The organism is Paraburkholderia lycopersici, from assembly GCF_900096975.1.
Classification (GTDB): Bacteria; Pseudomonadota; Gammaproteobacteria; order Burkholderiales; family Burkholderiaceae; genus Paraburkholderia; species Paraburkholderia lycopersici.
On the sequence record NZ_FMYQ01000013.1, the window covers coordinates 132191 to 149015 of the forward strand.

Consider the following 16825-nt stretch of genomic DNA (forward strand, 5'->3'; position numbering starts at 1 on the left):
GCCCGGCGGCGCACGGCCGCCTGGACAAGGCGGACATCGCCCGCCGGACAATGCCGCGCCGGGAAACCGGCCGCCCGGCGCAAGGCCCGGCAACAGCGGCGCGCGGCCGCCGGGGCAAGGTAGCGCCAGGCCGCCGGGCCAGGGTAACGCACGGCCGCCTGGCCAAGGTAACGCGCGGCCGCCCGGTCAAGGCGGCGGCCGGCCGCCGGGTCAAGGCGGCGGGCGCCCGTCCGGTGGCGGGGACAACCGCCCGCAAGGTGGTGGTGGTGGCGGCAGCGGTGGACGTCCGCCGGGAGGCTGATGCGTCCGCCGGGAGGCTGATGCGTCTGCCAGGCCGCGCGCCGATGTGCGCCAGCGCGTGCCCGCACCGCGGCTCAGAAGCGGTAGCCGATGCCGCCCAGAATGACGTCCGTATCGCGGCTATAGCGTGTGACAACGCGATTCCAGGTGACGCGCGCGGCCCAGTGCCGCGCGAAGCGATACGACGCCGACACGGAAACGAGCCCCGAGAGAATGCCATCGCCGGTATCGCGTTCGTCGGGATGCGCGCCGTGATGGATCGCCGCGTACATGCCCGCGCCAAACCCCAGCGTGAGGTGGTCGTCAAGAAACGCGCGCGTAAGCCAGAGTTGCGCGGTCGCGCCGTCGCGTCGCGCGGAAAGGCCGTTGCCCTCGTGCAGGTAACCCACGGTGGCATCGACAAAGGAGTTGATGCCGCGCCGGTACTCGATCGCCTCGGCCGCCGACGTCTGCGAATCGAGGCTGTTGAGGATCGTCTCGCCGGCCATCAGCGTGATCTCGTTGTTCGTCACCTTCTGCGTGCGCGGCAAGGCGAAATCGCGCGGACCCGGCGTGTCGGGTGCGTCGAGCTGGTAGCCGAGACCGAGCATGAGCGCCGTCGTCGATGGCCCGTGCGAAATCTGCACACGGTTGAGCTGCAGGTTCGCCGTCCAGCGATGCGTGGAATACCACGTGGCGCGTGCGCTGTAGAGAACGCCCCAGCCGTGCGTATCGGACCAGCCTTCGCCATGTGACGCGGCCTCGGTGTCGAAATAGCGATACGGCCCGACACCGAGCGCGAACACGAAGCGCCGCCGCGCGAGGGGCAAACGCGCCCATGCCTGGATGGCCTGGCCGTCGCGGTGGTGATCCGGAATGTGGCCTTCGTTCAACCACGAAATACTGCCGGCAAAATACTCGCCGAAGCCTTCCGTGTAATCCATTTGCCACGAATAGGAATGATCGGCTCCGCTCTTGAGCGGCCCCGTATAAAGCGCGAACTCCTGCGCGCAGGCCGGCCGCGCAACCATGGCGAAAGCGCCGGCAGCGAGGCTGGACGCGACTAGCGATGTGGTGAGCTTCATTATGTGCGTTGGCGTCTCGGCGTTCGGACGTTGAGCTGCGCGCATGCGGACTGCCAGGCCCGCAGCGTTGCAAACGTGTGTAGCGCACCATCAAGCTTACTGTAATGCGATATTTCTTGTGTCGCCATTGTCTTTCGATGCATTACAGGATCACACGCAAAACATTTTGGCTTATTTATTCGCAATCCGAATCAATTGGCACAAAAAAAACGCCGCACTTTGGCGCGGCGTTTTTTCTTTCGGCCTTTTCGCGATCAATGCACGCGATGGCAGACGCGCTCGGCATGACCGTGATGGTGCTCGACGTGGCATGCCTCATGATGATGATACGGAGCAGCGACGGCGGCGAGCGGTGCGAACAGCGCGGTGCAGGAAATCAGGGCGAACAGGCGGGCAACGGGCTTGAAAACGGCGTTCATGGATCGACTCCTGAATGGGAACAGCGTGGGTTTGACAAAAGCCCAGCACTGTACCGCAGAGTGCGCTGCGTCGTATTACACGGATGTAACGGGCGTAGCTCACGGTGAATCGCTCTTGACATCGTCCGCCAGGCAACGCATTTACGCCAAGGCGCGGCTGTTCAGGGTTCGCCGTCGTCGCTTTCGTCGTGCGTGAGACGCCGCAGCAATTCGCGTCCCCGACTGGTGAGGCGTAATGTGGGGTCGCCGCCCACCTCGTCCATCTCGACGAGACGATAGCGCTGAAGCGCCAGAAAATCGGAATCGAGCGTCTGTACAGGCGCGTTTGCATCACGGATCAGCAGCAATGTCGCCAGTTCGTGGTGACTAAGCATCGGGTCTCTCCAGTGTCGGCCGGAGCGCGGGCTTCCGCCCCTACTCCAGCCCCGTGCCCCAAGGGGCGATGGACCGAGAATCGGTCGACTTGAGTTTTCCCAGCATAGCGAGCCAATCGTACAGTTTCGCTACAGTCGTGTTTCGCCGTGTTACTGGCCGATGAACCCGACGTGCGCCCGGCGCAACCGGGCGATACAGATGCGGCACGTAAAAAAACGCGGCGCGCAGCCGCACCATGTGCAGTCTGCGCGCCGCCGCTCGAAGCCTCTTCGGCCTTAGCCGATTTCGATACGCTTACGTGCGCTCGCAACTTTCTTCGGCAGCACGAGCGTAAGCACGCCATCCTTGTATTGCGCACTCGCCTTTTCGTCGTCGATCTCCGCGGCGAGCGTAAACGCGCGGCTCACGCTACCCGAATACCGCTCGCGTCGCACGACGCGTTCGCCTTCCTTCAACTCGCTGCCGCGCTCGATTTTCGCGGCGAGCGACACGAGATTGCCATCGATTTTCACGTCGATATCGTTCTTCTCGACGCCGGGCAATTCCGCTTTCACCGTGTAGCCGCCTTCGTCTTCGGTCACGTCGATGCGAATGCCGCCCGCCTGCCCTTCCACGCCGCCTGCCGCGCGCAACGGACGAAATAGCCCCTGAAACAAATCGGGCACGCCTTCCATCGAGAACGGATCGTAACGCGAGATATGGCTCATTGCTGCCTCCACGAACTGGATGATTTCCTTGCCCATGCATCGATGACGAATGCAATGGACTCCTTAACTCATCGTCGGCTGATGCCGGCGCGGTGTCCGGCCGCGGCCGCCGATGGCGAATCCCGGCGCCGATGCCCGCCGCTCTCGCAGCGCGTCCGGCGTCGTTCACTGTTCCAACTTGCAGGCGCCCGGCGCAATTGCAAGACCCGCTGCCGGAGCAGGCGAAAAAAACGGTGCCGGACATCGGCTCATTGCATATGCGTGCCGCCGTTGATCGCGATATCGGCGCCGGTGATGAAGGCCGCGTCGCCCGCGTAGAGAAACGCTCCCAGCGCCGCCACTTGGTCGGGCTGACCGAAACGGCATACCGGAATCTGCAGCGGGATGCGCGCGTCCGTCACGTCCCTGGGCACCGCCTCAACCATCTTCGTGGCGAGGTAGCCCGGCGACACCGTATTTACCGTCACGCCCTTTTTCGCCACCTCCAGCGCGAGTGCCCTCGTGAAGCCGTGCATGCCGGCCTGCGCCGCAGCATAGTTGGTCTGCCCGAATGCGCCGCGCGGGCGCAGGCCTCGCAATCGGCGACGTTCATTTCGTGGCATTCGAAGTCGCGACCCGCCGCGCGTTGGGCGGCGAGCCAGGCGTCGTCGCGCTCGCTCGCGGCCAAGTACGAGACCGCGAGGGTCACGCCCGCGTCATGCAGACGCTGGCTGATCGCCTCGCCGAGACCACCCATGCCGCCCGTCACGAAAGCAACGCATCTATCGGCCACGCTGGCCTCCGCCTTCGCCGGCGCCCTGGGCATGGCCAGCGCGCGACGCCTTGCCCGCATGGGCGGCGCCGTTCGCGGCGCCATTCGCCTCGCCGTTCATGGCGCGCTCGAAAGCATTCATCCACTCGCGCATCGGCATTGCGCCCGGCACGCTGGATTTGCCCGACTGAGCGCCGGCGCAGGTGTCCTGCCAGTGCTGCGCAAGGTCGCGTGCCGTGTCGGTCCACGTGCCCGCATCCTGCATTGCCGCCGCGACGCCATCCTGCCAGAGCGCCGCGCTCGCGCCGAGATAGTCGCGCCAGACCGATTGCATGGCGATCGTGAAATCGGTCCAGTCGCGCGCGGTCCGCAACGTCTCGAGCATGCCCTCGAGCGCCTCGCGGTCGCGCTCGATCCGGCGCTGCTCCAGCTTCAGAATCTGTTCGCGCCAATGCTGTTGTCCGGCGAGCAATCGCAATGCAGCAGCGGTGTTGGCGCGATACGCGTCGAACGAGGGCTGGGAAGCAGTAACCATGGTCAATCTCCTCCATGTAGGGCGCGAGCCCGGCACACGGTCGGGAGCGTTGGGCTGCGACGGCGACCGCGACAGGACACGTTCAGCGGCGCGAAATGAAAGGCGTGTTTCGCGCGGCGAGGATGGACAAAATGCTTCGAAGTGCGGCGCGTCCGCAAGACAGCGGACTCAAGTCATCATGATAGGCAGGAAGAAGGGGGGGCGCGTGACGATCCGGCAAATCGCCGCTTGATCGACGTCACAAATCGAGATAGTTGATGCGCAGCAGCTGAAACCGGGGCGGGGCTTTGCGGGTATTTCGCGACGGATCGACGGGCGGGCGCAAGCACCTGGAGGGAGATAGCGGCACTTCGCGCGGGCGAAAACCCGCGCGAACGCAGGCGGCCGATCGCGCCCCGCTGGCCGGCCGCTAGACGGACCCCGCGTCAGGCAGCGGGCGTCTCTTCGTCGCGCACGAGCATGACCGGGCGGTCCGCCATGCGCAGGAACGACTCGGCTACGCTGCCGAGCAACAGACGCTTCATGCCCGACAGGCCGCGCGTACCCATTACGACGAGATCTGCCCCGTCCTCCGCCGCGATGCGCGAGATCACCGCCGCGACTTCCTCACCGCTCGAGTCTGCCGCGCGCGTCGAGCCCGCCACCTGGGCCTGCGCGAACACCGCTTTCGCCTCGTCCAGCGCCGCCGTCGCCGCATCGTTCTCGGCCGAACGGCGCGCCTGTTCCTCGGCGAACCCCGAACTGACGTCCACGAGCCGCGCCGGGTGCCGCACGACGCAAAGCGCCTGAATGGCGCCGCCAGTCGCCTTCGCGATCTTCACGGCTTCGTCGAGCGCGCGCCGGCCGCTGCGGCTGCCATCGACCGCTACCAATATCTGCTTGTACATCGTGGACCTCCCGGGCGTCGCCCATGGTGCGCGGCATGACCGCCGCGCGCATTTATCCCGAAATCTTTGTAACGCATCTGTGTGCAGATGGGCACCTTCGCCACTGCGACCGCTTGCCGCCGCTGCATCAGCGTTTCTTCGCCGGCGCCTTCACATTCGAGGCATTCGGGGCGCTCATCGCATCGTCAGTACCGCGGCGCCCGTGAGCCGGCCTTCGCGCAGATCGGCCAGCGCCTCGTTGGCGCGTGCGAGCGGATACGGCGTCGTTTCGATTTCGAGCTTGTGGCGCGCGGCGATCGCCATGAAGGTCGTGCCGTCTTCGCGCGTGAGATTCGCCACCGACACGATACGCCGCTCCTCCCACAACCACGCGTAAGGAAACGAGGGAATGTCGCTCATGTGAATGCCGCCGCACACGACGATGCCGCCCTTCGTCAGCGCGTGCAACGCAGTGGGCACGAGCGCGCCGACGGGGGCAAACAGCAGCGCCGCGTCGAGCTCGTCGGGCGCGCGCTCGTCGCTGCCGCCGGCCCACGCCGCGCCGAGGCGTTGGGCGAATTGTTGCGCCGCAGTATCGCCGGGGCGTGTGAACGCGTAGACCGTGCGACCCTGATGGCGCGCGACTTGCGCGACGATATGCGCCGCCGCGCCGAAGCCATAAATGCCGATGCGCGCCGCATCGCCCGCCATCGCGAGCGAGCGATAGCCGATGAGCCCGGCGCAGAGCAGCGGCGCGGCCTCGACGTCGGTGTACTGGCGCGGTAGATGAAAGCAGTAGCGGGCGTCGGCGACGGTCCGCGTGGCGTAACCGCCGTCGATCGTGTAGCCGGTGAAGCCAGGCGCGTCGCAGAGGTTTTCGCGCCCGTTCACGCAAAAGCGGCAATGCCCGCAGGTATGGCCGAGCCACGGCACGCCCACGCGGTCGCCGGGCGCGAAACCCGTCACGCCGGCGCCGAGCGCCGCGACCGTGCCGACGATCTCGTGACCGGGAATGACCGGCTTCTTCGGATGCTTGAGATCGCCGTCCACCACGTGGAGATCAGTACGGCACACGCCGCATGCATGAACGTCGATCAGCAACTCGCCCGCGCCTGGCGCCGGGTCGGGTAGATCGGCTTCGCGCAGCCGCGAATTCCCACCGTCGAACACCATCGCCCGCATCGCACTCCTCCTCGTATGAACGCGGCCCACGCGCCGCCTGGACCGCCATGAAACCATGTTAGGCGCTCGCGCGACTCATCGCGCGCTAAATAGCCGGTGCGACCGGCAGCCGCAGGGACATCCTCGCGTGGCGCGTCGCGCGATCGTGGCAACATAAGACAAATCTCTCAGGACCACAGGCCCCCGCCGCCTCGCGACGCGAGCAAGCTACGCGGGTCTCGCGCGCGCCGCTGCACCGCGCCCAGGTCCGCCTCGGTCCGCCTCCCGCCGCCGCGCAACCGGAGCCCCGCATGAACGCAACCGACACCCCCGCCCACCCGCCGCTCTCCGACGACCTGCTGCGCCGCATGGACGCCTGGTGGCGCGCGGCCAACTATGTCTCGGTCGGACAGATCTATCTGCTCGCCAATCCGCTGCTGCGCGAACCGCTCCAACTCGCGCACGTGAAGCCGCGCCTGCTCGGCCACTGGGGCACGACGCCGGGCCTGAACTTCCTCTATACGCACCTGAACCGCGTCATCAGCGAGCGGGATCTCGACGTGCTCTTTCTTGCGGGACCCGGGCACGGCGGCCCCGCCGTCGTCGCGAACACCTGGCTTGAAGGCACCTACAGCGAGACCTGGCCGAACGTCCCGCTCGACGCGGAAGGCATGGCCGCGCTCTTCAAGCAGTTCAGCTTTCCGGGCGGCATTCCGAGCCACGTCGCCCCGCAAACGCCCGGCTCGATCCACGAAGGCGGCGAACTCGGCTACGCGCTCTCGCACGCGTACGGCGCGGTGTTCGACAACCCGGACCTGATCGTCGCCTGCGTGGTCGGCGACGGCGAAGCCGAGACGGGCCCGCTCGCCACCGCCTGGCACTCGAACAAGTTCCTCAATCCAGCCACGGACGGCGCCGTGCTGCCCATCCTCCATCTGAACGGCTACAAGATCGCGGGACCGACGGTGCTCGCGCGCATCGGCGACGACGAGCTTGCCTCGCTCATGAAGGGCTACGGCCACGAGCCGATCTTCGTGGAGGCCGAGGAACCCGACGTCGCGCACCGCCTGATGGCCACCGCGTTCGACACGGCGTTCGACGAAATCGCACGCATCCAGAAGGCCGCGCGCGAGCTCGCCGACGAGAACGGCGCGCTGCCGCCCGGCTACCCGCGCCCGCGCTGGCCCATGATCGTGATGCGCACGCCCAAGGGCTGGACGGGCCCGAAAACGGTCGATGGCCAGAAAACCGAAGGCTCGTGGCGCTCGCACCAGGTGCCGCTCGCCAACATCGCGAAGCCGGGGCATCTCGCGCAGCTCGAAAGCTGGATGCGCAGCTACAAGCCCGAGGAGCTCTTCGACGCGCAAGGCCGCCTCGTGCCCGACATTGCCTCGCTCGCGCCCAAAGGCGAAAAGCGCATGAGCGCCAACCCGCGCTCGAACGGCGGCGGCCGCGTGCGTGAGCTGCGCGTGCCGCCATTCGAGCACCACGCCGTGGACGTGCCGGCCCCAGGCCAGGTGGAAGCCGAGGCCACGCGCGTGATGGGCGCGTTCCTGCGCGAAGTGATGCGCGTGAACGATCCCACGCGCAACTTTCGTATCTTCGGGCCGGACGAAACGGCCTCGAACCGCTGGAGCGACGTGTTCGACGTGACCTCGCGCACCTGGCTCGCCGGGCGCACGCCCGACGACTTCCAGCTCGCCACCAACGGCCGCGTGATGGAAATACTCTCCGAGCACACTTGCCAGGGCTGGCTCGAAGGCTATCTGCTGACGGGGCGGCACGGCTTCATGTCGTGCTACGAGGCGTTCATCCACATCATCGATTCGATGTTCAACCAGCACGCGAAGTGGCTGAAAGTGATCCGCGAGATTCCGTGGCGTCGGCCACTGCCCTCGCTCAACTACCTGCTGACCTCGCACGTGTGGCGCCAGGACCATAACGGCTTCAGCCACCAGGACCCGGGCTTCATCGACTATGCGGTGAACAAGAAGTCGGACACGGTGCGCGTCTATCTGCCGCCCGACGCCAATACGCTGCTCGCCGTGACCGACCACGTGCTGCGCACGTGGAACCGCATCAACATCATCGTGGCGGGCAAGCAGCCGCAGGCGCAATGGCTCGACATGGACGCCGCCATCCGCCATTGCGCGGACGGCATCGGCATCTGGCAGTGGGCCAGCAACGACGACGGCGGCGAACCCGACGTCGTCATGGCCTGCGCCGGCGACGTACCGACGATGGAAACGCTGGCGGCCGTGGACCTGCTGCGCACGTGCCTGCCCGACCTGAAGATCCGCGTGGTGAACGTGGTGGACCTGATGACGCTCGAACCCGCCGACCGCCATCCGCATGGCCTGCCGGACGCCGACTTCAACGCGCTGTTCACCACCGACAAGCCCGTGATCTTCGCGCACCACAGCTACCCCTCGCTGATCCACCGGCTGACGTACCGGCGCGCCAATCACACGAACATCCACGTGCACGGCTTCATCGAGGAGGGCACGACGACCACACCGTTCGACATGACCGTGCTTAACCGCCTCGACCGCTACCACCTGTGCGAAGCCGTGATCGACCGCGTGGACGGACTCGCGCAGCGCGCGGCGCACCTGCGCCAGACGCTGCACGACAAGCTGGCCGCACACCGCCGCTACGTGGACGAGTACGGTGACGACATGCCCGAGATCCGCGACTGGCGCTGGCCGGCGCCACGCAGCGCAGAGGGCGGCAGCGAAACGTCCTAGGTCGCGCCGATACCCGCTTGGGGCACGTCTCGGTCAGGCCTCGGCGCGCTCAGATCGAGGCTGGCTTCGTGCGCCCGAACACGCGCGCGAATGCCGTGACGAACGCGTCGAGCCGCGCCGAATCGAGACTGTCGATGCCCGCCGCGCCCACCCGCCCGTTTCCGCCGGGGAACACGCGGCAGAGCTCGTCGGCGCCGCGCGGCTCCGTGAGCGGCGCGCGCACGCTCACCGCGTAATTGCCGTCCGCGTTCACGCTCAGCACCGCGTGCGCGCGCGACGGCTCCTCGTTGGCGAGCGCATTGGCGAACACGCCGCGCACGCGGCGCGCCCACGGCTCGTCGGGCAGCACGCACACACTGCCGTACTGCAACGCGATGAGCGGCGCGATCGCCTGGGCCTGCTCCAGATCGTCTTCCCGGCAACGCGCAAGCCGCGTCACGATGGGCTCCGCGGCGATGAAGTCGAACGGGCTTTCGTAGGGCTTCATCGTCGAGTACAGGTCGAGCGGCGCGATCATGAGGTCTTCGACGCTGTCGCCGTACGCGTTGTAGTTGATCGACTCGCCGAGCTCGCGCAACTGCGCGATCTGCGCGGCGTCGAGCCCGGCCTGTTGCGCAAGCGCGCGCGCCGTCTCGGGCAGATTGTCGCCCCACGCCGCCGCAATCGCCCATGGCCGGTAGCGGCCGGCGAGGTGGCGGTCGACGAGCACGCTCGTACAGACCTGCGCCGTCGTGTCGATATGCGCGACGAGATTCAGGCACACCGGCAGTTCGCCCGCGTGGTGATGGTCGAAATACTCGACCGCGACGTTCTTTGCGAGCAGCGCCATGAGCGCCGCGCGGTTCACGTCGAACGAGATGTCGAGGACCGTGAGCGAGTCGCCGGGCTGAGCGGGCACGCGCTCGACGAGCGCGATGTCGCGCTTCGTGCCGGTGATGAGGGTCGCTTCGCGCGGCCTTGCGAGCCGCAGTTGATGCAGCGCGCAGATGCCGTCCGCGTCGCCGTTGAATACGTCGAAATGCGCCATGTCTCCGAGGTTCCGTTGGGTTGAACTAGACAGTATCGCGCAGCGTCGCCGGATTGCACAAAAGGCGCAAGCAGCCGATGCCTGCGCAAGCCGTTTCGATCAAGCCCGGTCCATGCCACGCAACGGGCGGCCGACGCGCGCTCGCGTGTATGCTCGGCTGTAACCCTTGACCTCCTCCGCCCCGGATTTCCACCTTGGCCACGCCGATGTCCGACAGTCCGCTCTCCCGCCATAGCTTCAACCGTCAACGAGCGGCGCGCCGCCATGGCCGCCTCGTCAACGCCGCGCTTTCGCGGGCCTCGACTTATGCGCATCCGGCCGGGCGCGTCGTGCGCATCGAAACGCATATCTCCGTCGTGTTTCTCGCCGGGAGGTACGCGTACAAGATCATGAAGCCCGTCGACTTCGGTTTCGTCAATTTCCTGCGACTCGATTCCCGACGCCGATGCTGCGAAGCCGAGATCCGGCTGAATGCGCCCTTTGCGGGACCGATTTATTGCGACATAGGCGAGCTGTATTTCGATGGAAGGCGCTGCAGGCTCGGGCGCGGCGTCAGCACCGAAGCGCGGCCGGGCATGCGCGGCAAGTACAAGGTGTTCGACTACGCGGTCCGTATGCGCCGCTTCGACCAGCGCCTGCTGTTCTCGAACCTGCTCGCGCACGGCGAACTGGGCGCCGCCGACATCGACGCCGCCGCAACGAAGCTCGCCGATAGCCATCAGCACGCTCGCCGGGCTGGTCACGGCCCGCTCGCGCCGGCGGCGCGGCTCGGTTCCGCGGCGCTGCTGCGCGAGCAGGTGCTCGCGGCGCTTGCACCGCTCGAATCCGACCCGCGCACCGCGCAAGCGGTCCAGAGCGCCGCGCTGCGCGCGGCTTGCGAAAGCGAACTCGCGAGGCTCGCGCCGCATCTCGATGCGCGCCGCGCCAACGGTTTCGTGCGCGCCTGCCACGGCGACCTGCATCTCGACAATATCGTGCGGCGCGGCCGCCACGCGCTGATGTTCGATTGCATCGAATTCAGCGAAGAACTGCGCTGGATCGACGTGACCTGCGATCTCGCGTTCCTGCTGATGGACCTGCGCGCGCATGACGAGGCGAGGCATGCGCACCGTTTGCTCAACCGCTATCTCGAGGCGACAGGCGATTTCGCGGGCCTTGCGGCGCTGCGGCTCGATGTTGTCTACCGCGCGCTGGTGCGGGCGCTCGTGGCGCTGCTCAAGGCAGGGCCGCCTGGACAACACGACGCGGGCGCGAGCGCAAACAACTTCTCGCGCTACATCGAGCTGGCCGCAAGCGAGTCGCGCACCATGCGCGAGCGCGCGCCGTGGCTCCTGCTGTGCCACGGCTTTTCGGGTTCGGGGAAATCCGTGGCGAGCCGCGCGTTCGCGGAACTTAGCGGTGCAATCCGCATATCGAGCGATCTTGAGCGCAAGCGCCGCGCGCCATTCGCAGCGCCCTCGCTCGCCGCACTGCCCGCTAGCGCCTATACGAAGACCGCGCTCGACGCCCACTACGAACGCCTTGTCGCGCATGCGCGCAACGTCCTGAATGCGGGCTATACGGCGCTCGTAGACGCGACGTTTATCAAGGCGACGCATCGTGCGCAATTTGCCGCGCTCGCGCACGAACTGAACCGGCCGATGCTGATCCTGAACTTCACTGCGCCGCAAGCACGCCTGATCGAGCGCGTGAATGCACGGGCGAGCGGGCCGCACGACGCTTCCGACGCGGGCGCCGAAGTCCTCGCCGCGCAGCTTGCGCAAGCGGATCCGCCAGGTCCGCAAGAACGGCAGTACACCGTCGATCTCGATACCGACGTGCCGATCGGGACTTTCTCTCGCGCGCGGTGGTGGGCACCGCTGCTCGGGCGCATGCGCGCGGAGGATGGGAGTTTTTGAGGCTGCGGCGGACTCGTAATCCGCCGCCCGTGCCGCGTATCGCTCAACGCTCTGCGAATGGCCGCACGAGCGGCCAGCGCAGCGTGGAAGACACCGGAAAACGCGGCTTGCGGCCAACGGGCGCGTGCTGCGGCTGCATGCGTGCGGCCATCGCCATGCACAGGGCGAGTCCGTCTTCGCCGTATAGATGCTCCATGGCGCGATGCACGAGGCCGGCGTCGAACCACAGCTTGAAGCGGCGGTGGCAGGTGCGGAAATCGGGGTAGCGCTCGGGCAGCTTCGACCAGACCGAGCCCGTTGCCAGTACCCAGAGAACTCCTGCGAAAACGAGGCGGGGGTTGTGCGCGGGGCGCCCGCGGCGGCGTCCGTCAAGGCGGGCTTCGTGAAAGATCGGCTCGATGCTGCGCCACTGGCTATCTGTCAATTCAGGAGATATGCGGGAAGACATCTGATGATCCATGTGAGGTTATCTGACACAACCTGACCAAATTAGCCTCACGATCCGCAAGAAAATATCGGACTATGCCTAAAAATCGAGACGCCCCGCGACCTGTGTGACAGCCGGCGTTGCGCTACACTGCGCCATCCCGGCTTCGTTGACGGATTCCCAATGGCGCCTTCCTCCAGTTCAAAAGTCCGGCGCGGCCGGATTCGCGTCGGCATCGGCGGCTGGATCTATGCGCCGTGGCGCGGCGTGTTCTATCCCGATGGGCTCGCGCAGCGCCGCGAACTGGAGTATGCGAGCCGCCATCTCTCGACGCTGGAAATCAACAGCACGTACTACGGCGCGCAACGCCCCGAAAGCTTCGCGCGCTGGCACGACGAAACGCCCGAAGATTTCGTGTTCTCGCTGAAGGCCCCGCGCTTCGCGATGAATCGCCGGGTGCTGGCCGAAGCCGGTGCGACGATTGAGCGCTTTCTGGGTGGCGGCGTGCTGAACCTGCGCGGCAAGCTCGGCCCGATCAACTGGCAGCTCACGCCGGGCAAGCGGTTCGATCCCGAGGACTATGCGCGATTTCTCGAACTGCTGCCCGAGCAAGCCGAAGGCCGTCCGCTGCGCCACGCGCTGGAAGTGCGCGACAAGAGCTTTTGCACGCCGGAGTTCGTCGCGCTCGCGCGCCGGCACAAGGCGGCGATCGTCGTCTCGGGCGACTCCGGCTACCCGCTGATCGCCGACGCGAGCGCGCCGTTCGTCTACGCGCGCATCATGGGGACGGCGGCCGCTCACCCGCAAGGCTATGCTCCCGCCGATCTCGACCGCTGGGCCGAGCGGGCGCTCGCCTGGTCGCGCGGCGAGACACCAGCCGATCTCGCCACCTGCGCGGCGCCGCTCGCCGCCAAGACCGGCCGCGACGTTTATCTCTACGTCATCAGCGGTTTCAAGGAACGCAACCCGGCAGCGGCCATGGCGTTGATCGAGCGCCTCGGCGCGAGCTAGCCGCCTGGCGCTGCGGCCCATGTTCCCGATGTTGTCGTGAACTTTACGGGACATCGAAGCGGCGCGCGTAACGTAACGTGCTGTCCACACGTTGCGCTACGCCGGTCACGCGCCGCGGACCTTCCCCCCGCTTTTCGGCACGCAAGCGGGACAGCGCGCCTCAAATCTGTCGACGCATTTCCGCGGCCGGCAGCTTCATCATCTGCCGATACTTCGTGACCGTGCGTCGCGCGACCTGCACGCCCTGCTTTTCGAGCTCCTGCGTGAGCACGACGTCCGAAAGCGGATCGCGCGGATCTTCGGCGTCGATCATCTCCTTGATGAGCGCGCGCACCGCCGCCGCCGAGCAGGTACCACCCGTGCGCGTCTCCAGTTCGCGCGGGAAGAAGCGCTTGAACTCGAAAATGCCGCGCGGCGTGGCCATGTACTTGTTGCCGGTCGCGCGCGAAACGGTCGATTCGTGCAGGCCCAGTTCGTCGGCCACGTCGCGCAGCAGCATCGGTCGCAGCGCGATTTCGCCGTACTGGAAGAACGCCTTCTGCCGCGCGACGATGCACTCGCCCACGCGCAGGATCGTCTCGCAGCGCTTGTGCGCGTTGCGGATCAGCCAGCGTGCTTCCTGGAGCTGCTGCGCGAGCGGCGAGCGGCTCGTCTGGTCCGAGCGCGCGAACATTTCCGCGTAAAGCTTGTGGATGCGCGCGCGCGGCTCGATGGCCGGGTTCACGCTCACCACCCACTTGCCGCGCACCTGACGCACGATCACGTCCGGAATGACATAGCCGCCGTCTGCGCGGCCATAGTGGTTGCCGGGCTTCGGGTCGAGCCGGCGCACGAGCGCGATCGCGGCCTGCAGCGACGCGCCGTCGCAACCGAGCTGACGCTGCAGCTCGCCGTGCTCGCGGCGCGCGAGACGTTCGAGATGCTGCGAGACGATCTGCAGCGCAAGTTCGCGGTGCGGCGTGACGTGAGGCATCGCCTCCAGTTGCAGCGCGAGACATTCGGAAAGCGAGCGCGCGCCGATGCCGGGGCGGTCGAGCGTCTGGACGACGCGCAACGCCACGCGCAGGCGGTCCTCGTCGAGCGTGTCGCCTACGCCCTCCACTTCGGCGAGATCGGCCAGATCCTGGCGCAGATAGCCGTCGTCGTCGAGCGCCTCGATCACGACCTGCGTGGCCACGCGGTCGAGGTCGTCGAGCGGGGAGAGGCGCAGCGCCTCGTGCAGTTGCTCGCGCAACGAAACGGGCACGCGTACCCAGTCGGAAGCGTCGGACTCGCCATCCTCGCCGCCGCGATAGCTCGACGTGCGCAGCGAGGCCGGCGACGGCAGTTCGGCAGGATAGCCCGAGCCCTCTTCGCCGTAGGCGGACTCGGCGTAGGAGGTTTCGCCGTAGGGCGAAGCGTCCTGCGGCATGCCGGCGTCGAGGCCGGACTCGCCGGCGCCTGCGGTCGCCACGGCCGGCGCTTCGGCCGCGGCCGTCGCCGCGGAACCGATGCCGGCTGCGCCGCCGGCGGCTTCGGCAGCCTCGCCGGTCTCCGAGGCGGGCGGCACATATTCGAGGAACGGATTGGTGTCGAGCGCCTCGCGCAACTCCTGCTGGAATTCGAGCGACGACAGTTGCAGCAGCCTCACCGCCTGCTGAAGACGCGGCGTGAGCGCCAGGTGCTGGCGCGCGTGTAACGCGATGGATGGCATGGCGATTCCGTTGTTGAATGAATGAGTAGTGAGCCCGTTCACGCAACACTCATGCCAGTTTTTACAACGCCCTGTTTTGAAACGGGATCGGGGCTTGCGGCGCCTGCCGTGTGCGCGTCTTCTCCGGCCCCGTCGTGGTGGTTTTTACAAACGAGCGGAAAAATTGTGTCGCGCCCCCGGAATAGCCAGGCGCGGCGCGGCGAATCCGCGCCGTCCGCGATATCCGGCGGCTTCAGCAGCTTCCGGACGGCTTTCAAGGGACCGCCCGGGCCGCGCGCGACATGGCGCGGCACGAACCTTGCGGAACGAGCCGGCGACCACAACCAGAAAGGGAGTAGCCATGAAGCGCAATCTCACCCTCAAGACCGCGGCCGGCGCCGCCTGCATGACGTTCGCACTGATGGCCGGTGCCCAGACCACGAACGACAGCGCGCCGTCAGGTGGTTCCGAATCCGTGGGCCAGCACGTTGACGACGCAACCATCACCACCAAGGTCAAGGCCGAGCTGATGGGCGCGAAGAACGTCAAGTCCACGCACATTCACGTGAAAACCCGCAAGGGTGTGGTTTCGCTCACGGGCACGGTGCCGAGCGCCGAGGACCGCGACAACGCGAAGCAGGTCGTGGAAGGCGTTTCGGGCGTGACCTCGGTGAAGAACCACCTGAAGGTCTCCTCGGCGGGATGATGTAACGCGCGCCCGGACGCAGACGCCTTGCGTCCGGGCGCGCTGTTGCACACGCTGTTGCGCAGTACGCCTGATTAATACGCTCGATCCGGGCGAAGCCGGCGCCTCACTCCTCGCCTTCCCGCGACTGCCTGAGTTGCGCGCGGCGTTGCTCGCCCTGTCGCGCGAGCATCCAACCCGGATACTCCGCCGGCAATCCGCTGACGTCGTCCAGTACGCCGAGATCCTCGACACTGAGCTTCACTTTCGTCGCGGCGATGTTGTCGTCGAGCTGGTCTACGCGCCTCGCGCCGACGATCACCGACGTCACAGCCTTCTGATGCAGCAGCCAGGCAAGCGCGATCCGCGCGACCGACACGCCTTTGGCCTGCGCGACCGGCCGCATCGCCTCGATGCAATCCCACGCGCGCTCGCGATTCACGGGCGGGAAATCGAACGTCGTGCGGCGGCTGCCCGCCTCGCCTTGCTGATCGCGCCCGTACTTGCCGCTCAGCAGCCCGCCCGCGAGCGGACTCCAGACCATCAGCCCGAGTCCCTCGCTTTCCAGCATCGGCACCAGTTCGCGTTCGAGGTCGCGCCCCGCGATCGTGTAATAGGCTTGCAGCGACTCGAAACGCGCGAGCCCTTCGCGCTGCGAGATGCCGAGCGCCTTCACGATCTGCCAGGCCGCCCAGTTCGACACGCCCGCGTAGCGGACATGCCCCTGCCGCACCAGCGTGTCGAGCGCGCGCACCGTCTCCTCGATGGGCGTGACGGGATCGAACGCGTGAATCTGGTAGAGATCGATATGGTCGAGCTGCAAGCGCTTCAGGCTCGCCTTCACGCCGTCCATGATGTGATAGCGCGTGGCCCCGCGCTCGTTCGGCGACGTTCCCATCTCGCCGAACACCTTGGTCGCGATCACCACCTGCTCGCGCGGGACCTTGAGATTCTTGAGCGCCTGGCCGGTAATCTGCTCGGAAGCGCCCTGCGAGTAGACGTCGGCCGTATCGATGAAATTGATGCCCGCGTCGAGCGCGCGGCCAACGAGGCGCTCGGCGTCGGACTGCTGAAGATCGCCGATCTGGTTCCAGATGCCGGCGCCGCCGCCGAAGGTCATGGTGCCGAGGCAGAGTTCCGAAACGAACAGGCCGGTGCGGCCCAGTGGGTTGTAGCGCAT

Annotated in this window: 16 protein-coding genes and 1 pseudogene; 4 read left to right on the top strand and 13 right to left on the bottom strand. The window is 66.9% G+C overall.

What is annotated here, in order from left to right:
- Positions 1-374 precede the first annotated feature (374 nt).
- The 8 genes and pseudogenes from BLU17_RS16060 to BLU17_RS16095 form a co-directional block, all read right to left on the bottom strand.
- Positions 375-1364, bottom strand: coding sequence for a hypothetical protein (locus BLU17_RS16060; RefSeq protein ID WP_091998128.1), 990 nt, complete (start codon positions 1362-1364; stop codon positions 375-377).
- 254 nt (positions 1365-1618) lie between these two features.
- A complete protein-coding gene (locus BLU17_RS33190) occupies positions 1619-1783 on the bottom strand; it encodes a hypothetical protein (protein WP_176929115.1) in 165 nt (54 codons plus the stop codon).
- A gap of 161 nt (positions 1784-1944) precedes the next feature.
- On the bottom strand, positions 1945-2157 hold the full coding sequence (locus BLU17_RS16065) for a hypothetical protein (RefSeq protein WP_091998131.1): 213 nt from the start codon (positions 2155-2157) through the stop codon (positions 1945-1947).
- Between the two features lie 276 nt (positions 2158-2433).
- The gene (locus BLU17_RS16070) at positions 2434-2865 is read right to left on the bottom strand and encodes an Hsp20/alpha crystallin family protein (protein ID WP_091998226.1); all 432 of its coding nucleotides are present in this window, start codon (positions 2863-2865) and stop codon (positions 2434-2436) included.
- 248 nt (positions 2866-3113) lie between these two features.
- Positions 3114-3670, bottom strand: a pseudogene (locus BLU17_RS16075) (SDR family oxidoreductase).
- Complete coding sequence (locus tag BLU17_RS16080) at positions 3627-4151, bottom strand: hypothetical protein (protein WP_091998133.1); 525 nt, start codon at positions 4149-4151, stop codon at positions 3627-3629. The pseudogene BLU17_RS16075 and the gene BLU17_RS16080 overlap by 44 nt, the downstream one beginning before the upstream one ends.
- A gap of 425 nt (positions 4152-4576) precedes the next feature.
- Positions 4577-5038 (bottom strand): universal stress protein, encoded by a 462-nt coding sequence (locus BLU17_RS16085; protein WP_091998135.1) that lies wholly within the window; start codon positions 5036-5038, stop codon positions 4577-4579.
- Positions 5039-5212: 174 nt separating this feature from the next.
- On the bottom strand, positions 5213-6199 hold the full coding sequence (locus BLU17_RS16095; protein ID WP_091998140.1) for a zinc-dependent alcohol dehydrogenase family protein: 987 nt from the start codon (positions 6197-6199) through the stop codon (positions 5213-5215).
- Between the two features lie 290 nt (positions 6200-6489).
- On the opposite strand from BLU17_RS16095, the gene BLU17_RS16100 reads away from it, so the two are divergent.
- Positions 6490-8925, top strand: a complete 2436-nt coding sequence (locus BLU17_RS16100; protein ID WP_091998143.1) for a phosphoketolase family protein — start codon at positions 6490-6492, stop codon at positions 8923-8925.
- Positions 8926-8974: 49 nt separating this feature from the next.
- On the opposite strand, the gene BLU17_RS16105 is transcribed toward BLU17_RS16100, so the two are convergent.
- A complete protein-coding gene (locus tag BLU17_RS16105) occupies positions 8975-9952 on the bottom strand; it encodes an acetyltransferase (RefSeq protein ID WP_091998145.1) in 978 nt (325 codons plus the stop codon).
- Between the two features lie 206 nt (positions 9953-10158).
- Here BLU17_RS16105 and BLU17_RS16110 point away from each other — a divergent pair, with 206 nt between their 5' ends.
- A complete protein-coding gene (locus BLU17_RS16110) occupies positions 10159-11850 on the top strand; it encodes a bifunctional aminoglycoside phosphotransferase/ATP-binding protein (RefSeq protein ID WP_091998147.1) in 1692 nt (563 codons plus the stop codon).
- A 43-nt stretch (positions 11851-11893) separates the two neighbouring features.
- Here BLU17_RS16110 and BLU17_RS16115 read toward each other — a convergent pair whose 3' ends face one another.
- On the bottom strand, positions 11894-12298 hold the full coding sequence (locus tag BLU17_RS16115) for a transposase (protein ID WP_176929116.1): 405 nt from the start codon (positions 12296-12298) through the stop codon (positions 11894-11896).
- A 162-nt stretch (positions 12299-12460) separates the two neighbouring features.
- On the opposite strand from BLU17_RS16115, the gene BLU17_RS16120 reads away from it, so the two are divergent.
- The gene (locus BLU17_RS16120) at positions 12461-13288 is read left to right on the top strand and encodes a DUF72 domain-containing protein (protein ID WP_091998151.1); all 828 of its coding nucleotides are present in this window, start codon (positions 12461-12463) and stop codon (positions 13286-13288) included.
- A 160-nt stretch (positions 13289-13448) separates the two neighbouring features.
- Here the strand turns inward: BLU17_RS16120 and BLU17_RS16125 are convergent, their stop codons facing one another.
- Positions 13449-14981: an RNA polymerase factor sigma-54 gene (locus tag BLU17_RS16125; protein WP_091998153.1), complete on the bottom strand. Its 1533-nt coding sequence runs from the start codon at positions 14979-14981 to the stop codon at positions 13449-13451.
- Between the two features lie 38 nt (positions 14982-15019).
- The gene (locus BLU17_RS33195; RefSeq protein WP_176929117.1) at positions 15020-15238 is read right to left on the bottom strand and encodes a hypothetical protein; all 219 of its coding nucleotides are present in this window, start codon (positions 15236-15238) and stop codon (positions 15020-15022) included.
- An 83-nt stretch (positions 15239-15321) separates the two neighbouring features.
- Here BLU17_RS33195 and BLU17_RS16130 point away from each other — a divergent pair, with 83 nt between their 5' ends.
- Positions 15322-15666, top strand: coding sequence for a BON domain-containing protein (locus BLU17_RS16130; protein WP_091998155.1), 345 nt, complete (start codon positions 15322-15324; stop codon positions 15664-15666).
- Positions 15667-15772: 106 nt separating this feature from the next.
- Here the strand turns inward: BLU17_RS16130 and BLU17_RS16135 are convergent, their stop codons facing one another.
- Positions 15773-16825 carry an aldo/keto reductase gene (locus BLU17_RS16135; RefSeq protein ID WP_091998156.1) on the bottom strand — a complete coding sequence of 351 codons (1053 nt, stop codon included), beginning with the start codon at positions 16823-16825 and terminating at the stop codon, positions 15773-15775.

What these genes read in the sequence shown, in the direction of transcription:
- BLU17_RS16060 (WP_091998128.1), bottom strand. Translation starts at nt 1,364, where the DNA reads ATGAAGCTCACCACATCGCTAGTCGCGTCCAGCCTCGCTGCCGGCGCT.
- BLU17_RS33190 (WP_176929115.1), bottom strand. Translation starts at nt 1,783, where the DNA reads ATGAACGCCGTTTTCAAGCCCGTTGCCCGCCTGTTCGCCCTGATTTCC.
- BLU17_RS16065 (WP_091998131.1), bottom strand. Translation starts at nt 2,157, where the DNA reads ATGCTTAGTCACCACGAACTGGCGACATTGCTGCTGATCCGTGATGCA.
- BLU17_RS16070 (WP_091998226.1), bottom strand. Translation starts at nt 2,865, where the DNA reads ATGAGCCATATCTCGCGTTACGATCCGTTCTCGATGGAAGGCGTGCCC.
- BLU17_RS16080 (WP_091998133.1), bottom strand. Translation starts at nt 4,151, where the DNA reads ATGGTTACTGCTTCCCAGCCCTCGTTCGACGCGTATCGCGCCAACACC.
- BLU17_RS16085 (WP_091998135.1), bottom strand. Translation starts at nt 5,038, where the DNA reads ATGTACAAGCAGATATTGGTAGCGGTCGATGGCAGCCGCAGCGGCCGG.
- BLU17_RS16095 (WP_091998140.1), bottom strand. Translation starts at nt 6,199, where the DNA reads ATGCGGGCGATGGTGTTCGACGGTGGGAATTCGCGGCTGCGCGAAGCC.
- BLU17_RS16100 (WP_091998143.1), top strand. Translation starts at nt 6,490, where the DNA reads ATGAACGCAACCGACACCCCCGCCCACCCGCCGCTCTCCGACGACCTG.
- BLU17_RS16105 (WP_091998145.1), bottom strand. Translation starts at nt 9,952, where the DNA reads ATGGCGCATTTCGACGTATTCAACGGCGACGCGGACGGCATCTGCGCG.
- BLU17_RS16110 (WP_091998147.1), top strand. Translation starts at nt 10,159, where the DNA reads ATGTCCGACAGTCCGCTCTCCCGCCATAGCTTCAACCGTCAACGAGCG.
- BLU17_RS16115 (WP_176929116.1), bottom strand. Translation starts at nt 12,298, where the DNA reads ATGTCTTCCCGCATATCTCCTGAATTGACAGATAGCCAGTGGCGCAGC.
- BLU17_RS16120 (WP_091998151.1), top strand. Translation starts at nt 12,461, where the DNA reads ATGGCGCCTTCCTCCAGTTCAAAAGTCCGGCGCGGCCGGATTCGCGTC.
- BLU17_RS16125 (WP_091998153.1), bottom strand. Translation starts at nt 14,981, where the DNA reads ATGCCATCCATCGCGTTACACGCGCGCCAGCACCTGGCGCTCACGCCG.
- BLU17_RS16130 (WP_091998155.1), top strand. Translation starts at nt 15,322, where the DNA reads ATGAAGCGCAATCTCACCCTCAAGACCGCGGCCGGCGCCGCCTGCATG.
- BLU17_RS16135 (WP_091998156.1), bottom strand. Translation starts at nt 16,825, where the DNA reads ATGCGCTACAACCCACTGGGCCGCACCGGCCTGTTCGTTTCGGAACTC.